This is a genomic window from Ginsengibacter sp. (genome assembly GCF_057362405.1).
The window spans coordinates 1-16938 of the sequence record NZ_JBMQQG010000093.1 but is presented as its reverse complement, the minus strand read 5'-3'; the positions used below and the strand labels follow the sequence as shown (position 1 = coordinate 16938).

General features: G+C 37.8%; 18 protein-coding genes. 8 read left to right on the top strand and 10 right to left on the bottom strand.

From position 1 onward, the window contains the following. The 7 genes from ACO1O5_RS08140 to ACO1O5_RS08110 form a co-directional block, all read right to left on the bottom strand. Positions 1–577, bottom strand: a 577-nt coding sequence (locus ACO1O5_RS08140) for an NAD(P)(+) transhydrogenase (Re/Si-specific) subunit beta (protein WP_486269344.1), incomplete at its 3' end; no start/stop codon positions are given. Positions 578–661: 84 nt separating this feature from the next. Then, the gene (locus ACO1O5_RS08135; protein WP_486269343.1) at positions 662–970 is read right to left on the bottom strand and encodes an NAD(P) transhydrogenase subunit alpha part 2; all 309 of its coding nucleotides are present in this window, start codon (positions 968–970) and stop codon (positions 662–664) included. 8 nt (positions 971–978) lie between these two features. After that, positions 979–2103: a Re/Si-specific NAD(P)(+) transhydrogenase subunit alpha gene (locus ACO1O5_RS08130; protein ID WP_486269342.1), complete on the bottom strand. Its 1125-nt coding sequence runs from the start codon at positions 2101–2103 to the stop codon at positions 979–981. A 32-nt stretch (positions 2104–2135) separates the two neighbouring features. Beyond that, the gene (locus tag ACO1O5_RS08125; RefSeq protein ID WP_486269341.1) at positions 2136–2933 is read right to left on the bottom strand and encodes an O-methyltransferase; all 798 of its coding nucleotides are present in this window, start codon (positions 2931–2933) and stop codon (positions 2136–2138) included. Between the two features lie 10 nt (positions 2934–2943). After that, entirely contained in the window at positions 2944–3444 is a 501-nt protein-coding gene (locus ACO1O5_RS08120) for a dihydrofolate reductase (RefSeq protein WP_486269340.1), read from the bottom strand. 50 nt (positions 3445–3494) lie between these two features. Then, a complete protein-coding gene (locus tag ACO1O5_RS08115; protein ID WP_486269339.1) occupies positions 3495–3890 on the bottom strand; it encodes a four helix bundle protein in 396 nt (131 codons plus the stop codon). Positions 3891–3965: 75 nt separating this feature from the next. After that, on the bottom strand, positions 3966–4778 hold the full coding sequence (locus tag ACO1O5_RS08110) for a thymidylate synthase (protein WP_486269338.1): 813 nt from the start codon (positions 4776–4778) through the stop codon (positions 3966–3968). Positions 4779–5028: 250 nt separating this feature from the next. Between ACO1O5_RS08110 and mnmA the strand changes: the two genes are divergently transcribed. The 3 genes from mnmA (at position 5029) to ACO1O5_RS08095 (ending at position 8701) form a co-directional block, all read left to right on the top strand. After that, complete coding sequence (gene mnmA, locus ACO1O5_RS08105; protein ID WP_486269337.1) at positions 5029–6126, top strand: tRNA 2-thiouridine(34) synthase MnmA; 1098 nt, start codon at positions 5029–5031, stop codon at positions 6124–6126. 85 nt (positions 6127–6211) lie between these two features. After that, entirely contained in the window at positions 6212–6949 is a 738-nt protein-coding gene (locus tag ACO1O5_RS08100; protein ID WP_486269336.1) for a hypothetical protein, read from the top strand. A gap of 69 nt (positions 6950–7018) precedes the next feature. Beyond that, positions 7019–8701, top strand: a complete 1683-nt coding sequence (locus tag ACO1O5_RS08095) for a S8 family serine peptidase (RefSeq protein WP_486269335.1) — start codon at positions 7019–7021, stop codon at positions 8699–8701. Here ACO1O5_RS08095 and ACO1O5_RS08090 read toward each other — a convergent pair. The 3 genes from ACO1O5_RS08090 to ACO1O5_RS08080 are packed head-to-tail and all read right to left on the bottom strand — an operon-like array spanning position 8688 to position 14053. Continuing rightward, on the bottom strand, positions 8688–9923 hold the full coding sequence (locus ACO1O5_RS08090; RefSeq protein ID WP_486269334.1) for a methyltransferase domain-containing protein: 1236 nt from the start codon (positions 9921–9923) through the stop codon (positions 8688–8690). The two genes, ACO1O5_RS08095 and ACO1O5_RS08090, sit on opposite strands and share 14 nt — an antisense overlap. 29 nt (positions 9924–9952) lie before the next feature. Beyond that, entirely contained in the window at positions 9953–11218 is a 1266-nt protein-coding gene (gene odhB, locus ACO1O5_RS08085) for a 2-oxoglutarate dehydrogenase complex dihydrolipoyllysine-residue succinyltransferase (RefSeq protein ID WP_486269333.1), read from the bottom strand. Between the two features lie 60 nt (positions 11219–11278). Continuing rightward, on the bottom strand, positions 11279–14053 hold the full coding sequence (locus ACO1O5_RS08080) for a 2-oxoglutarate dehydrogenase E1 component (protein WP_486269332.1): 2775 nt from the start codon (positions 14051–14053) through the stop codon (positions 11279–11281). A gap of 235 nt (positions 14054–14288) precedes the next feature. Between ACO1O5_RS08080 and rpsT the strand changes: the two genes are divergently transcribed. The 5 genes from rpsT (at position 14289) to ACO1O5_RS08055 (ending at position 16837) form a co-directional block, all read left to right on the top strand. Continuing rightward, positions 14289–14546, top strand: a complete 258-nt coding sequence (rpsT, locus tag ACO1O5_RS08075) for a 30S ribosomal protein S20 (protein WP_486269331.1) — start codon at positions 14289–14291, stop codon at positions 14544–14546. Between the two features lie 451 nt (positions 14547–14997). Then, positions 14998–15360, top strand: a complete 363-nt coding sequence (rpsF, locus tag ACO1O5_RS08070) for a 30S ribosomal protein S6 (protein ID WP_486269330.1) — start codon at positions 14998–15000, stop codon at positions 15358–15360. Then, positions 15353–15619, top strand: a complete 267-nt coding sequence (rpsR, locus tag ACO1O5_RS08065; protein WP_150414683.1) for a 30S ribosomal protein S18 — start codon at positions 15353–15355, stop codon at positions 15617–15619. Before rpsF ends, rpsR begins: the two co-directional genes overlap by 8 nt. Before the next feature lie 10 nt (positions 15620–15629). Further along, positions 15630–16076 (top strand): 50S ribosomal protein L9, encoded by a 447-nt coding sequence (gene rplI / locus ACO1O5_RS08060; RefSeq protein ID WP_486269329.1) that lies wholly within the window; start codon positions 15630–15632, stop codon positions 16074–16076. A 320-nt stretch (positions 16077–16396) separates the two neighbouring features. After that, entirely contained in the window at positions 16397–16837 is a 441-nt protein-coding gene (locus ACO1O5_RS08055) for an RNA recognition motif domain-containing protein (RefSeq protein ID WP_486269328.1), read from the top strand. The last annotated feature ends 101 nt before the right edge of the window (positions 16838–16938 follow it).

The following is a 16938-nucleotide window of genomic DNA, read 5'->3' as shown; positions in this document are numbered from 1 at the left end:
CATTAGCTTGATAAGTAAATACCGCGCCGGCAAGCACTAAAGCAAAAACAACAAGATTAAAACTGTGTTGACCTTTAAAAGTGAAGTCTTTAATTTTTCCGTTCAACTTACCCCACGCGATCATGCTGCCAGCAAAAGAAACGCTGCCGATAATAGTTCCCGCAATAATTGCAAGGTAATGCCCGAGAGGAACTACACCCGAAAAGAATGTTGCATCCAGCATTTTATTAGTCCGGAACAAATAATCGAACTCTACTATAGAAATTAAAGAAGCACATGCTCCGCCCATTCCATTAAAAAAGCTTACCAGTTCGGGCATTGCGGTCATCTTCACTTTCTTTGCTGCAAGCGTGCCGATAACAATTCCAATAATAATGGCTGAAAATATCCAGGGATAATTTCCTAATTTTTTTCCGTCATTATCATATAAAAAAATAGTTCCGAGAATGGCGATGATCATACCTCCTGCGGCGATAAGATTTCCCCTTCTTGCTGTTGCCGGATTAGACAACATTTTTAATCCAAGAATAAAAGTCACCGAAGCAACGAGATACCAAATTGATAAAATGGCCGACATTTATTGGTTAAGTAGTTTAATAGTTCACGAATTTTAATTAATTATAAATTGACTCCGATAGTTTTGTCTTCTTCGAAATAAGTTTCATTTCTTCTTTTTAAACATCTCTAGCATTCTGTCGGTAACTACAAAGCCTCCCACTACATTTAATGTTCCTAGTACAACGGCTAAAAATCCTAAAATGAGCGCCAAATAATTTCCGCTTTCTGCCTTACCCATTACTATTATAGCGCCAATAATTACAACACCATGAATTGCGTTGGCACCACTCATCAGGGGTGTATGCAGTACACTTGGCACCCTTCCAATGACTTCAATACCTAAAAATATCATTAGAATTACTATATAAACTGCTTCTATATTTTCGTGTAAAAAATTAATAACCGATTGCATAAAAAAAATTAATTAGTTTTCAAATTGGCTACCCGCTCATTTACTATTTTACCATTATGAGTAATGCAGGTTCCTTTTACCAGGTCATCATCAAAATCTAAATTCAGTTTTCCTTCTTTATCTATAATCAACTGCAAAAAATTAATGATATTTTTTCCATAAAGTTTACTGGCATCAGAAGGCATGGTTGCCGGAAGGTTTGAATCGCCGACAATACTTACTCCATAATATTTAACTGTTTTCTCATTTTTCGTTGATGAAGTGTTTCCTCCTGTGGCTGCCGCCAAATCAATTACTACCGATCCGTCTTTCATTGATTTCAGCATTTCATCAGTAATTAAAATCGGCGCCTTCTTGCCGGGTATTTGTGCTGTTGTGATTATGATATCAGACTTGGCAACACTTTCGGCAATTTTCATTTTTTGTCGTTGCAAAAATTCTTCTGATTGTACCACTGCATACCCTCCCGCTGTGCTGGAATCTGCCGCCCCTTCCACTTCTACAAATTTTGCACCCAGGCTCATCACCTCTTCTTTAACAGCCGGCCTTGTATCAAAGACTTCAACAATGGCACCTAATCTTCTTGCAGTTGCAATTGCCTGTAGACCCGCAACCCCGGCCCCAAGAACTAAAACTTTTGCCGGAGGAATACTACCTGCAGCTGTCATAAACATGGGAAAATATTTAGGGAACATGTTGGCAGCGAGCAATACAGCTTTGTAACCCGCAATATTCGCCTGGCTACTCAACACGTCCATACTTTGTGCACGGGTAGTACGCGGAATCATGTCTATACTAAACGTGGTAACCCTTTTTTCTGCAAGCGTTTGCATTACGTTAGCGTTATACAAAGGCTGATAATTGCCGAGAAGAATTTTAGATTGAATTAAAGCAATACAGCCTGCTGATGGAATATTAATAGACAATATGATGTTGGAAATATTTAAAACATCTTCTTTCGAAACCACCTTTGCGCCTGCTTCCGCGTATTTTTGATCTGAAGCAAATGCATTGGCACCTGCGCCAATTTCAATCAAAACATCCACATTTAATTTTTTGAAAAGCGCTATATGTTCGGGTAAAATTGAGACTCGGGTTTCGGGTGAGGGTTCTTTTAAAACACCAATGATCATAGTATAAAATATGCGTCTAAGGTATCGAAAATTTAAAACCTTATTGTAAAATGTTGCTTTACTTTAAAATCAGGATTAAAAAAAACAAGGCCGACAAAAAAAAGATCGATGGTTAATGTCACAGCATCATGCTCCTGTATTTGCTTCCATGCTTCTTCCATTTCGCTACTCCAATGTATATCGTCAAAAATAAAAATGGAAGTATCGGTTGATTTTTTTAATAAGTTTAAAAAATAATCAAGCGTTGCGTCCCTTTTATGATTCCCGTCAATAAAAGCCAGGTCGACCTTCTCCATTTTTTGTAAGGCTTCAAAAAAAGTCTCATTGAAATTACCTTCAATTAGATTAATATTTTGCATGTTAGCCTCGGCAAAATTATGCCTGGCAATCCTGGCTATTTCCTTCGAACCTTCAAAAGTAATAATGTCGGCATTCTTATTTCCGCTTGCGATATAACAAGTAGTAATTCCAAAAGATGTTCCTAATTCTATAATACTTTTTGGCTGGTAATATTTCACCATTCTATAAAGAAAACTGGCAAATTTTTTATTTTTTAAAGAAGACTTTGCGATGGCGCTCACTTTCCTCGTCTTAAAAGGAATCACAGCCGAGCCTGCACCAAAATCTTCTACTTCTATGGTTGAACCATTTTCAAGAAGTTTTTTTCGAAGAGATTCAATTTGTTTATAGCAATCGTATTCTTTAGTATCCTTTAAAACATGAATAATAAAATCAAAAACAAAAGGGGAATGCACACCATGCCCCTTGCCATTTTGGGCATTGAAATAATATTTAAAATATTTTTTTGCGATTTGAAATGAGGAATACATCCTGGATTATTTAAGAAGCGTCAGCAGTCTTTTCCCATACTTCGAATGTGTAAGGATAATTATTTTTTTCATCCGCAGGAAATGATTGTGCACTCACCAGCTTCCAAATCTTTTTATTTATTTCAGGATAATAAGTATCGCCTTCTATCGTGGCATGCACTCTTGTTAAATAAATTCTCGAAACGATATCTATGGTTTGTTTAAAAATTTCGCCTCCACCTATTATAAAAATTTCTTTGGCATCACTTTCTTTCGCTTTTTCAATTGCATCTTGAATATTATTAAATACAAAGGCATCCCGCGGATGAAAATCTGTTCTTTTGGTTACCACAATATTAATACGGCCAGGCAGTGATTCCTTTAATGCGTCGTAACTTTTTCGGCCCATAATCACAGGCATTCCCCAGGTTTTGTTTTTAAAGTATTTAAAATCATTAGGCAAATGCCACGGCATATCGCCGTCGGCGCCAATAACATTATTTTCTGAAGCAGCTACAATGTGTGAAAGCATTCTTAGGTTAATTGGTTTGTAAGTTAATTGGTTTATAAGTTAACTAGTTATCAGTAAATCGGTCTATTATCATTTGACCTCGTCTTTTGGGACTTTGCCACAAACTTTATAATTGCATTTAGCATAATAAGAATTTTATTGCAGGTTTCGATTAATGAATTACAAATTGCAGGCTCAATGATCTTTCTTCTTAAACATTTCGATAACCACGATTTTGCTTCCTGAATTGAACCGCGGGAATAAAAATAAAACTGTTTACTTTCTTTGTAATAATAGCGTCCATAACCTTCTGCTATATTTGCTGAGATGGAATCTGCGGCTCTTACCAATTGTTTTCCTATTGTATCTTTTTTAAAATAATCCCAATTGGTAACTATATCCCAAATTTCATCAGAGAATATCTCAGCAATATTATAGACTTCCAATTTTTCCAAGGTAAACTCCATGATAGATAATTTAATTGGTGGTATCATAAAGACCGTTACTATTTAACCAATAAACTAATTGACCACTCAACTTTTCTAAACAGCCACCGGCGCCTTAATTGCCGGATGAGATTGATAATTTATCAATTCAAAATCTTCATAATTGAAATTGAAGATATTGTTTACTTCATGATTTATTTTCATTTCGGGAAGTGGAAATGGTTTTCTCGTAAGCTGCAATTCTGCCTGCTCAAAATGATTTTTATATAAATGCACATCACCAAATGAATGAACAAACTCACCCAAATCCATATCACATACCTGTGCAATCATCATGGTGAGTAATGCATAAGAAGCAATATTAAATGGAACTCCAAGAAATACATCGGCGCTGCGCTGGTATAATTGGCAAGATAATTTTCTGCGACCGTTATCACCCGGCGGCGAAGTATAAAACTGGAACAAACAATGACAGGGCATCAAATGCATCTCGGGCAAGTCTGCGACATTCCAGGCGCTAATAATCATTCTCCTGCTATCAGGATTTGTTTTTAATTGGTGAATCAATTCACTTACCTGGTCAATTACTTTACCGTCTGCTCCTTCCCAACTTCGCCATTGTTTACCGTATACGGGTCCTAAATCTCCATTTTCATCTGCCCATTCATCCCAGATTTTTACGCCATTTTCTTTCAGGTACTTAATATTAGTATCGCCTTTTAAAAACCAGAGTAATTCATAGATAATGCTTTTTAAATGCAGTTTTTTTGTAGTAACCAAAGGAAATCCCTGGTTAAGATCAAATCGCATTTGGTAGCCGAATAAACTTCGTGTACCCGTTCCTGTACGGTCACTTTTATCGGCTCCTTCATTAATTATTTTTTGTAAAAGTTGAAGATATTGTTGCATGTGCGCAAGTTAATTAAAACCTCACAGGTTTTGAAAACCTGGGATGTTTACCATTTTTGTTGATCAAAGAATCTACTGATGAATGGCTGCGGGATGGAAGCGGTATCCTTTAGCGAAGCTAAAGATATAAGCGAACAGCCCGATCTATTGCCGAATAAAGAACTAATGACCAGAGCCCCGAATTTTTCGGTCCCGAAGCAAACCAATCAAAACCGCAAACTATCTTATCTTTGCAGGTCACACTAAAAAGATGAGTAAAAAAGGTAAAGTTTTGATGGCCATGAGCGGCGGTATTGATAGTACCGTGGCTGCTCTTATGCTTCATCACGAAGGATATGAAGTTGTGGGAATTACTATGAAAACATGGGATTACGCGACCAGTAGTGGCAATAATAACAAGGAAACCGGGTGTTGTAATTTAGATAGTTTTAACGATGCCCGGGCCGCTGCCGTGCAACATGGTTTTCCACATTTTATTTTAGACATTCGCGAAGAATTTGGCGATTTCGTTATCGACAATTTTGTTGAAGAATACATAGCCGGGCGCACGCCCAATCCGTGTGTGATGTGCAACACGCATATTAAATGGCGGGCATTGTTGAAAAGGGCAAATGTATTGGGATGCGACTACATTGCTACAGGCCACTATGCGCAAATTCACCAGCACAATAATGGAAGATATTTTATAAGAAAAGGCATTGATGAAACCAAGGACCAGAGTTATGTACTTTGGGGCCTACAGCAGGATTTACTGAGTCGTACCCTTTTGCCATTAGGCACTTACCGTAAAACTGAAATAAGGCAAATGGCTCAGGATTTTGGATATCCTGAACTCGCAAAAAAAAGTGAGAGTTATGAAATTTGCTTTGTGCCCGACAATGATTATCGCGGATTTTTGAAAAGAAAACTTCCCGACCTGGAAGAAAAGGTGTCCGGAGGTTTTTTTGTTGACCAGTCTGGTAAAATTCTGGGGCCGCATAAGGGTTATCCATTTTATACCGTTGGCCAACGCAAAGGCCTTGATATAGCATTGGGCAAACCAGCATTTGTTACGGCTATTATCCCGGAAACTAATACCATAGTTTTAGGCGACGAAGATGACCTGAGAAAGAACGATATGCAGGTTTCCGGAATTAATTGGATAAAGTACGACGGCATTACTGACGGCATGGAAACTGTTACGAAAATCAGGTACAAAGATAAAGGTGCACTTTCCAGTCTTTTTTTATACGAAAAGGGTGTAAATGTCCGTTTCTATGAAGATGTAAAGGGCATTGCTCCGGGACAAAGTGCGGTGTTTTATGAAGGAGACGATGTTATCGGTGGAGGAATTATTCAAAGAAGCTAGATAATAAAATCCAACAAGCAGCCTTTTAACAGTTCAAATATTCTTTTTTGTATTATTTAAAGCAATATTTTAATCATCTCCCCATATGACTAAATATTTTATTGGATTGTCTTTTATTTCTCTTTTTTTTATTTCGTGCAAAAAAGAAAACGCCAATTTCAAGTCCGAATCTATAAATGATTATTTTCCACTACAGGTTGGGAAATATATTACTTATAACCTGGATTCAACTCTATTTATAAATTTTGGCAAAAAGGATACTATTGTTAGTTACCAGGCGCAGGACAGAGTTGATGCACAAATAACCGACAATCTCGGCAGGCCAGCTTATCGTATTATCCGTTATATTCGAAAAGATAGTTCAGAAGATTGGGTGCCGAATAACACGTTCATGGCAGTTTCTTCTTTCAACTCACTTGAATATGTCGAAAATAATCTTCGATTTTTGAAATTGGAAGTTCCTATTAAACAGGATTTTTCGTGGAAGGGAAACTCTTATATTGATACATATTCAATTAATTCTGACCAACAGTTTCTCGATGACTGGGATTATATTTATGATAGTGTAGACGTTCCGCTAACTATTAATTCACTAAATTTTGACAGCACAATAAAGGTGTTTGAGAGAGATGAATACGAGGGCGACAACCCGGTAGGCCCGGCAACTTTATATGCTTATAAAAACTACGCTTTTGAAAAGTACGCAAAAGGAGTTGGATTAATTTCCCGGGAATTTATACACTGGGAATACCAGGGATGTGTTTGTCCCGAGCATGGTTACACAGGCTATGGAGTAACGCTCAGTATCATCGATCACAATTAGGGTGGTGAAATACTTTAGCAGGAGCTTTAATATTATTTTGCAAATAATGATTTGCTTCCATTTGTTCTTATGAAAAAATATTATTTTCTATTTTTTTGTTTTGCCCTGGGTGTATACAATTCGAATGCACAATTTATAAAATATATAGTAAGGTTTAAAGATAAAGCCGGCACACCCTTTACGATAGATAAACCATCTGCCTACCTTTCGGCAAAAGCTATTGCGAGAAGAACACGGCAAAAGATCGCTATAGATGAAACGGATTTACCTATTACACCCCGTTATATTGATAGTGTTCGGTTAGCCGGCACTGTTACAATTCTTAACGAGTCGAAATGGCTTAACCAGATTGATATTGCAACTACCGACTCCGCTGCGCTTGTAAAAATAAATAATTTCCCTTTCGTGATAGCAGCACAGCCAGTTCAAAAACCAGTAAGTGTTAATAATACTGGCAATAACAAATTCAATGAACAAATAGATTCTATTACAACTCTGCAGGGAAACAATAATATCCAGGATTTTTATAGTTATGGAAATTCATATGCCCAGATCCACATTCACAACGGAGAATATGTACATGACAAAGGATTTCATGGCGAAGGCATGTCGGTAGCAATACTTGACGCCGGTTTTTATCATTACCTCAGTTTGCCGGCTTTTGATAGTGTGATAAACAATAACCAGGTAAAAGAAACCTATGACTATGTTGCTAACGAGGTAAGCGTAAACGAAGATTATTTTCATGGTATGATGTGTTTTTCAATTATGGCGGGTAATATTCCCGGCCAGCTTGTTGGCAGCTGCCCCAAAGCAAATTATTATTTATATAGAACCGAAGATGTGTATTCCGAGTCACCGAACGAGGAACAAAACTGGGCCGCCGCAGCCGAAAGAGCCGACAGTCTCGGGGTAGATGTTATATCAACTTCATTGGGGTATAATCAATTTGACAATCCCATCTTCAATCATGCTTATGCCGACATGAATGGTCATACAACCATTTCTGCAAGAGCAGCAGACTTTGCTGCAAAAAAAGGAATGATCGTGGTTGTAGCAGCAGGTAATGAAGGAACTAGCACGTGGCATTTTATAACTACGCCTGCAGATGCAGACAGCATTCTTGCCGTCGGTGCAGTCAATACTTCCGGAGTCATTGGTAGCTTTAGCAGCTACGGCCCTTCAAGCGACGGAAGAGTTAAACCAGAAGTAGCATCTGTAGGTGTTGGTACCGCTTTATCATCTACAACCGGTACAATCATAACCGGAAATGGAACCTCCTTTGCTACGCCAAATATGGCTGGCCTCATAACATGCCTGTGGCAGGCCTTTCCTGACTTTACCAATATGGAAATTATCCATACGGTTGAGAAAAGCAGTAGTATTTACACCGCACCAGATGATCGTATTGGATATGGCATCCCGAATTTTCAAATTGCCTACGATGATCTGGCTCAACAGCGATCTTTAAGAAACATCAATACAATATTGGGAAGCAGTTGGATTAAGGTTTATCCAAATCCGTTCAGCGATCATTTCAATGTGGCTATTAAACCACCGCATACTGCTAACGGAATTTTCAGGCTGTATGATGCTGCGGGAAGATTATATTTTACTCAACAAGTGCCTTTGCAGGCAGGGCAGGAGCAGGTTATACCGTTCAATAATATACAGCCTTTGCAACATGGCTTATTTACGCTACGGTTTAGTGATGGCCAAAGTAAAGAAAGCTTTAAAGTTATTGCCCAATAAATTGAGTGTTATCAATAGCTTTTGTCAGCAATGCAACAAATAAATTATCTGCCTGCATTTCGAATCCTTTCAGGTACTCAGATTTAATCAAATTCAGTTTATACTTTTCCCTTAAGAATTCTACATTTTCCTCGTTCTCTTTTTTGAAAACTGAACAGGTAATATATAAGAGATAACCATTGTTCTTTAAATAAGGTAAAACATTATTTATGATTCTCCTTTGAAGCAAAGCATATTCTTCTATCTCATTCTCCTTAAAAAAAAGTAACCTTTCCGGAGTTCTCGCCCATGTTCCTGAACCCGTGCAGGGTACATCGGCAATTATTATATCAAATGATTCAGTTAGTCTTACCGGTAGTTTTTCCAGGTCTGCCTCAATTAATTTATTATCTTTTATACCTGCTTTTGCAAAACGCAATTTTAAATTTTCAAGAATTTCTTTTCGTTTATCGCTAACCGTCAAACGAACCTTCTTAAAAAGATCGAAGGCAAGAATTGACTTACCACCACTTCCTGCACAGCAATCCCAAATTGATAATTCAGCATTACTTTTAGTCGGTAATGGTCTAAGCAGGTCTAATGTTTTTTGAGAATTCAAATCCTGCACCACTGCCTCTTCATCTATCGCAATCACACTACTTATTTTTTCATTATTGGAAAATGCAATACAGTTCTCTTCCAACTCTGTAAATGAAAATCCCGACTGTTTTATCTTATTGAGCACCTTGTTTTTGAATCCCGGTCGTATTCTTATAAATATTTTTGGCTGAATTAAAAATGAACAATTGAATTGCTCGGGATTTATTTCATTGCTTAATTCATTCATGAAAGGAAATAGCTTGTCAACCGAGAATTTTTCTTCCGCTATTTTAAGTTTATCGTCTAATGGTAGTGAAATTGAATTATTCCATTCGGGTTTATAAAGCTGGAGTAAGGCAGAAGGTTTGGTTTCGCATAAAAAAGTTGCCAGGAAGAATTTTTGATTCGGATCTTCATGTATACTAACTCCAAAGCCTAAGCGAAAAAAATTGTAGCATAAAGAAGTGATCAATTTTCTATCCCTTGATCCGTGCTTTTTATTTAAAGAAAAATATTTTTTTAAGAAAATGTTGAAAGGCAGTTGTCCGGTGTACGAAGTAAGAATAGCAACAGCGTATTGTAAATATCGCTGAGAATGATTGTTGTCTTTTGCAGAAGGTATTTCTTTTCCGCTTATTTGCATCAGCTTTATTTTATTACGATCGGATAAACTTAAAGCTCAAGTAAAGCTTTTACGGGATCTTTCCCAAATAAAAGCTGGGCGGGGTTTTCAAGCATCTCCTTAACACGAACAAGAAAGCTTACGGACTCGCGTCCATCGATGATACGATGATCGTAACTTACTGCCACATACATCATGGGCCTTACAACAACCTGGCCTTTTACAGCAACCGGACGCTCCACAATGTTATGCATTCCTAATATGGCACTTTGCGGAATATTTATGATCGGTGTGCTCATCAGTGAGCCAAAAATTCCACCGTTAGTGATTGTAAATGTTCCTCCGGTCATTTCTTCAATAGTAAGCTTGCTTTCTTTTGCTTTAGTAGCTAATTGAACGACTTCCTTTTCTATTTCGGCCATGCTAAGACTTTCGGCATTTCTTATTACCGGCACTACAAGCCCCTTGGGCGAAGAAACAGCAATAGATATATCGCAATAATCATGATAAACAATATTGTCACCGTCAATGCTTGCGTTTACAGAGGGCCATTCCTGCAAAGCAAAACAACATGCCTTTGTAAAAAAACTCATAAAGCCAAGGTTCACTTCATGCTTCTTTTTAAAAACTTCTTTATACTTAGTTCTAAAATCCATTATTGATGTCATGTCCACTTCGTTAAAAGTGGTAAGCATGGCTGTAGTGTTTTTTGCTTCAACAAGCCTGCGACTAATTGTTCTTCGCAAGTTGCTCATTTTCTCAGCCTTCTCTTCTCGGCCGAATAGTTGCTTACCCACGGCCCGACCCGGATTCATTAACGCCTCAAGAACATCATGCTTCAGAATTCGCCCATTCGATCCTGAAGGTGTAACTTTTTTCACATCTACCTTGTTATCTGCTAACATTGCCGCAGCAACCGGAGTTGCTTTCACCTCTTTGGAAATTGGCGGCAGAGATTTCTCCTCTTCTTGTTTTATTTCTTTATTTCCGGATTCTTCCTTGATAGTTGTTTTCGCTTGGTTATTTTTTGAAATCGCCTTTTCGGCCTCTGAGACTTTGGGGGCAGAAACTGGTTTTTCTGCTGTATCGTCAATTGTTGAAACAATATCCCCAATTTTTAATGTATCGTTTTCTTTAGCAATAGTATGCAAAACACCTGCTTTCTCCGCATTAATTTCGAATGTTGCTTTTTCACTTTCCAGTTCTGCAATTACTTCATCCCTATCCACCCAATCCCCATCATTTTTTATCCACTTAGTAAGTGTTACTTCATTGATGCTTTCACCCACTGAAGGCACTTTAATTTCTATCGACATGTGTTATTTTTAAGAATTACAAACCTAAGCTAAAATAAGAAATAGTCAAAGGTAGCCGAATCACAAAGAGAAGGCGGTTTCAAGTATACCCTCCTGTTCCTTTGCATGAACTTTAGAAAAGCCGGAAGCCGTGGCTGCACTTGCAGGCCTGCTTATAATACCATAATTTATAGAAGTAAGGTTCATGCGCAGATATGAAGCAGCGCCCATATTCAACGGCTCTTCCTGCGTCCAATACCAGATTGCTTTGCTATACTTTTGATATAATTTTTCAATTTGTTTTGCAGGTAAAGGATATAACTGTTCCACTCTTATTAATGCAACATCGTTTCTGTTATCTTTTTCTTTTTTCTCTAATAAATCAAAATAAATTTTGCCGCTGCAAAACAATACCTTGGTAATATCGGATGCATTATTTACGGATGAGTCATCTACAACTTCTTTAAACCCACCCGATGTAAATTCTTCTATGGCACTATAACTTTTGGGATGCCTTAAATTTGCTTTCGGAGAAAAATTAATTAATGGCTTCCTAAATGGCCATGTGATTTGCCGCCGGAGACAATGAAACAAATTTGCCGCCGTTGTAATATTGGTTACAACCATATTCAACTCCGCACACATTTGCAAATATCTTTCTATTCTTCCGCTGCTGTGTTCCGGGCCCTGCCCTTCATAACCGTGAGGTAATAATAAAACAACGCCATTCATCCTTCTCCACTTTTGCTCCGAACATGAAATAAATTGATCTATGATAGTTTGCGCTCCATTTGCAAAGTCACCAAATTGCGCCTCCCAGATTACGAGGGAATTTGGATTAGCCATAGAGTAACCATATTCAAAACCTAAAACTGCATATTCACTCAATAGGGAATTGTATATTCTGAAATGGCCTTGTTTTTCGGCAACATGACTTAAACGATTATAATATTCGTCTGTATTTTCATCTCTTAAAATTGCGTGTCTGTGGCTGAAGGTACCTCTTTTCACATCCTGGCCGCTCATACGTACATCCCTTCCGTCCTGTAAGATGCTTGCATAAGATAGCAGTTCGCCGGTAGCCCAATCAAACTTTCCGTCAACTTCGTAGAGTTTCACTTTATCCTGGAGTATTTTTTCAACTTTCCTAAGCGGCTTAAAACCTTCAGGCAATTTCATTATGGCATTAAACAATTTTTCAACTTCCGATTTTGAAATTGCGGTTATAGGAGACTGATCAAAATCTTCTTTGGTTGCACGTCGTAAATTCTGCCACCATAATTCCGGAGTTTGATAATTATAAGGTAAAGGGTTTTGTTTTATTTCGTCTAACCGTTCCTGTAAGTCGGCCCAATATTTCTTTTCCATTGCCTTGGCAAGTTCTGCAGTAGCTTCATCGCCCTGTTCCATCAGCCATTTTATATATACTTCACGAGGGTTAGGCTGTTTGTCAATAATGGCATATAAGCCCGGCTGTGTAAATTTAGGATCATCTCCTTCATTATGACCATGCTTGCGATAGCAAACCATATCAACGAAAATATCACTGTTAAATTCCTGCCGGTAGCGGGTTGCAATTCGGGCAGTCTTTACTACTGCTTCCACATCATCCCCATTTACGTGAAACACCGGCGCCTGAACCATTGCCGCAACGGAAGTACAATAATCTGCCGTACGTGCATCATCGAAATCTGTTGTAAACCCTATTTGATTATTGATCACAAAATGCAAAGTCCCCCCGGTGTAATATCCCGGAAGACCGCTCATCTGCAAAACCTCATATACGATTCCCTGTCCCGCAAGGGAAGAATCTCCATGAATGAGAATTGGCAATATCTTGTCGTAATCACTGTCGTAGATTACATCTGCCTTGCTTCTTGCAAATCCTACAACAACAGGATCTACTGCTTCTAAGTGCGATGGATTGGGAGCCAGTTTAAGATGAATTTTATTACCTGAATCCGTTTCGATCTCACTACTGTATCCCATGTGATATTTTACATCACCGCTACCCATTGTTGTATCAGGTATGGAATTTCCCTCAAACTCAGTGAAAATTTGCTCATACGTTTTGCCAAGAATATTTGCGAGAACATTAAGTCTTCCGCGATGAGCCATACCTATTACTACTTCCCGCACCGTATTTTCAGAAGCCGTATTAATAATCTCGTTTAAAGCGGGAATAGTGCTCTCTCCCCCTTCCAATGAAAATCTTTTTTGGCCGACATACTTTGTATGCAAAAACTTTTCGAACATTACGCCTTCGTTCAATTTTTGAAGAACCTGCTTCTTTTTTTCAATAGGCAAAGGATTGGTAAATCCATGTTCCATTTCATTAGTAAGCCAGTCAATTTTTTTCTGATTGCTTATGTATTTAAATTCAATACCTACATGAGATGCATAACAGGCTTGTAAATGGCCGAGAATATTGCGTAAAGTTGTTGCCCCCAAACCAATCAAATTTCCGGCTTCAAAAGTGGCATCCAGATCATTTTGAGTTAACCCAAAAAAACCGAGATCAAGATTTGCACCCCGATCCTTACGTGGACGAATAGGATTTGTTTTTGCTATTAAATGTCCTTTGTTGCGATATCCAAGAATCAGGCGATAAACACGAATCTCACGCATCCAGTCGAATGAGTCTGCAGAAATGGCTTTCTTCTCGGCCACTGAAGCATCTCCGTTTGCCGATCCATTAACATGGAGTTTATTCGAAATATTAGAAAATGCGAAATCAAATCCTTCAAAAAATTTCTTCATTTCAGGATCTACACTGGAAGGGTCATTTAAAAAATCCCGGTATAAATTTTCTATATATTCCGGATGCGAATTGGTTATAAAAGAAAAATCCTTCATGATAAGAGAAAGTTATTACAAATTATTAGGGGATATTGACTATTAAATTTCTTTGCAATTGCTGAATTGCAAATATCGTTAGTTTTGGCTAAATCTTTTTTGTAAATGCTTCATTAAATATAGTATGCTGAAAAATTGTTTCTTTTATCCCGGTAATGCGGGATTTTAAAACAAGAAATTAAAAGACACTTTTTTCATCAGAAACACTATCTTTGCAGCCCAAAAAATTTATTTAATGGCAAACCATTCAGCAACAAAGAAAGATGTCCGTCAGAGCCGCAAACGTAATGAACGTAACCGTTATCACGGAAAAACAGCCCGTAACGCAATTCGTGATTTGAAAGCAATTGATACGAAAAAGGACGCTTCGGAAAAAATTCCTGAAGTATCTTCTATGATCGATAAGTTAGCTAAACGTGGCATCATTCACAAAAACAAAGCCGCCAATTTAAAAAGTAAGTTAACAAGGGGTGTTCAGTCTTTAGCGAAGTAAGCATTTTATAGCATGATATATAAGTCTGTCAATATTTTTGGCGGACTTTTTCTTTTTTAAACGTAAATAATAGCAGTGGATAATTGTGCGTCAAAAATTTTGTTGTTATTGAGATTGGGTTACCCATGTTGAGAATTTCATTCAATGCGACTTGGAGAAGATCGCTGCAACATATGGTTCCGCTGACTAATTTTTTGCGAAAGCTTAATTTTCAGATCCTCAAAAAAAATATTGCTGGAAAATGGAGCTTTAGTCCGCAGAATCAATTGCATTTTCTGCACATGACTAACTGGCATTTAAGAAACTCGGTATGCTATAAAGATAAGTATGCTATAAAGAAAGAAATAATAAGTTGGCTTTGTTATTTTGCAACAAAAAAAACATTAATTTTGCAGCCCAAATTAAAATTATTTATTAACCTGCCGTATAAAAACGGCATAAAACAAGGGAAATGCAGAATTACGAATTGATGGTGATTTTTACCCCTGTGCTTTCTGAAGAGGAATATAAAGCCGCTCAGAAAAAATTTACTTCATTCCTTACTGAGAATGGAGGAAAGGCTGTGCACGAAAATGCCTGGGGACTAAAATCACTGGCGTATCCTATTCAGAAAAAAACCACAGGTTTATACTGGGTTCTGGAATATGAAGCGCCATCCGACTTCAATGAAAAGCTGAATGTTCAGCTTTTGCGTGACGAATCAGTACTTCGTCACATGTTTACTGCGCTCGACAAATACGCCGTCGTGTACAATGCAAAAAAAAGAAATGGCGTAGCATCTAAAACCGAAAAAGCGGAGGTATCAAATGGCTAAGGCAAATGAAATAAAATATCTTACAGCAATTAAAGCTGAAAAGCGACCAAAAAAATACTGCCGTTTCAAAAAATTAGGCATCCGGTATATTGATTATAAAGATGCGGATTTTTTGAAAAAATTCCTAAACGAGCAGGGAAAATTGCTGCCTCGCCGTATTACCGGGAACTCGCTTAAATACCAGCGCAAAGTAAGTGATGCTGTAAAAAAAGCCCGTCAAATGGCAATATTGCCGTATGTAACTGATCTTTTAAAATAAGGAGGTAATTATGCAGGTAATTTTAATACAAGACGTAAATAATTTAGGCGGTGCACATGAGCTTGTAAATGTTAAAAGTGGCTACGGCCGTAACTTTTTAATACCATCTAAAATGGCTGTTGAAGCCAATCCTTCTAATTTAAAGCAATTGGAAGAAAGAAGAAAACAACTTGCCAAAAAAGAGGAGAAACTTCTTGCTGAGTTCAAAAACGTAGTAGGCGTTTTACAAGAGTCCCCTTTGAAAATTGGGGCTAAAACAGGAACCAGTGGCAAAATCTTTGGAAGCGTTACGTCGGTACAGATCGCCAGGGCTATTCGGGAACAAAAAGGATATGAAATTGACCGCAGGCGCATTCACATAATCGATGAGGTTAAGGAATTAGGAAATTTCAAAGCTAAGATTGATTTTGGCAAAGGACAAGAGGTTGAAGTTGATTTTGAAGTAATCTCAGAATAATATCATAAATAATAATTATATAGCACCCCACTAAAAAAGTGGGGTTTTATTTTTTTAAATAGTTCAGGTACAACAAATTCAAGCAGCAACCGGTATAGACGGGAAACGGAAAAAACGTGAAAAATTTTTGGAACAAATCAATCGATCAATTTTATTTGTTTATGTAATATCAAAGAAATGACTATCTTTAACATTGGTTAATGGGTTTAGTTTGATTCTCTTTTGGCTGATGTTTCTCTTAAATTAGGTTTCTTCAGTTCATTGTAGCTACTAATTCATTAATTGAATTCTCAAAATTTATTTAAAAAAAAGTTTTTACAATGAACATTTATGTTGGTAATCTCAGTTGGTCAATGACTGACGATGATTTAAGTAACTTATTCAGCCAGTACGGTGCTGTTACAAGTGCAAAGATTCTCAAAGAAAAAAATACGGGACGCAGCAAAGGCTTCGGTTTCGTTGAAATGGAAGACGATGAAGCAGCCAAGACTGCCATTGCTACTTTAAATGAAAGTGAAGTGCAAGGTCGTAAATTAATCGTTAATGAATCTCAACCTCGTCCAGAAGGCGGCGGCTACAAGAAAAGTGGCGGCGGCGGATATGGTGGTGGTGGAAGAAGCGGCGGCGGCGGTTACGGCGGCGGAAGAAGCAGCGGCGGCGGATATGGAAGCGGCGGCAGCGGCGGTTACAAGAAAAGTGGCGGCGGCGGATACGGTGGTGGTAACAGAAGCGGCGGCGGCGGATACAGCAAGGACTATTAATAAATTGCGTCTTAGTAACATAATTAAAATCTCTTTCATTTATTTGGAAGGGATTTTTTTATTCGTATAATTTAGCGTAATTCGACCGGTAAAAATAGTTG

Bases quoted from the DNA above. Each gene is read 5' to 3' on its own strand.
- mnmA (WP_486269337.1), top strand. From the start codon at position 5,029: ATGAGTAAAAAAGGTAAAGTTTTGATGGCCATGAGCGGCGGTATTGAT.
- ACO1O5_RS08080 (WP_486269332.1), bottom strand. From the start codon at position 14,053: ATGAAGGATTTTTCTTTTATAACCAATTCGCATCCGGAATATATAGAA.
- ACO1O5_RS08100 (WP_486269336.1), top strand. From the start codon at position 6,212: ATGACTAAATATTTTATTGGATTGTCTTTTATTTCTCTTTTTTTTATT.
- ACO1O5_RS08135 (WP_486269343.1), bottom strand. From the start codon at position 970: ATGCAATCGGTTATTAATTTTTTACACGAAAATATAGAAGCAGTTTAT.
- ACO1O5_RS08130 (WP_486269342.1), bottom strand. From the start codon at position 2,103: ATGATCATTGGTGTTTTAAAAGAACCCTCACCCGAAACCCGAGTCTCA.
- rplI (WP_486269329.1), top strand. From the start codon at position 15,630: ATGCAGGTAATTTTAATACAAGACGTAAATAATTTAGGCGGTGCACAT.
- ACO1O5_RS08090 (WP_486269334.1), bottom strand. From the start codon at position 9,923: ATGCAAATAAGCGGAAAAGAAATACCTTCTGCAAAAGACAACAATCAT.
- odhB (WP_486269333.1), bottom strand. From the start codon at position 11,218: ATGTCGATAGAAATTAAAGTGCCTTCAGTGGGTGAAAGCATCAATGAA.
- rpsT (WP_486269331.1), top strand. From the start codon at position 14,289: ATGGCAAACCATTCAGCAACAAAGAAAGATGTCCGTCAGAGCCGCAAA.
- rpsR (WP_150414683.1), top strand. From the start codon at position 15,353: ATGGCTAAGGCAAATGAAATAAAATATCTTACAGCAATTAAAGCTGAA.
- ACO1O5_RS08110 (WP_486269338.1), bottom strand. From the start codon at position 4,778: ATGCAACAATATCTTCAACTTTTACAAAAAATAATTAATGAAGGAGCC.
- ACO1O5_RS08095 (WP_486269335.1), top strand. From the start codon at position 7,019: ATGAAAAAATATTATTTTCTATTTTTTTGTTTTGCCCTGGGTGTATAC.
- ACO1O5_RS08115 (WP_486269339.1), bottom strand. From the start codon at position 3,890: ATGGAGTTTACCTTGGAAAAATTGGAAGTCTATAATATTGCTGAGATA.
- ACO1O5_RS08055 (WP_486269328.1), top strand. From the start codon at position 16,397: ATGAACATTTATGTTGGTAATCTCAGTTGGTCAATGACTGACGATGAT.
- rpsF (WP_486269330.1), top strand. From the start codon at position 14,998: ATGCAGAATTACGAATTGATGGTGATTTTTACCCCTGTGCTTTCTGAA.
- ACO1O5_RS08120 (WP_486269340.1), bottom strand. From the start codon at position 3,444: ATGCTTTCACACATTGTAGCTGCTTCAGAAAATAATGTTATTGGCGCC.
- ACO1O5_RS08125 (WP_486269341.1), bottom strand. From the start codon at position 2,933: ATGTATTCCTCATTTCAAATCGCAAAAAAATATTTTAAATATTATTTC.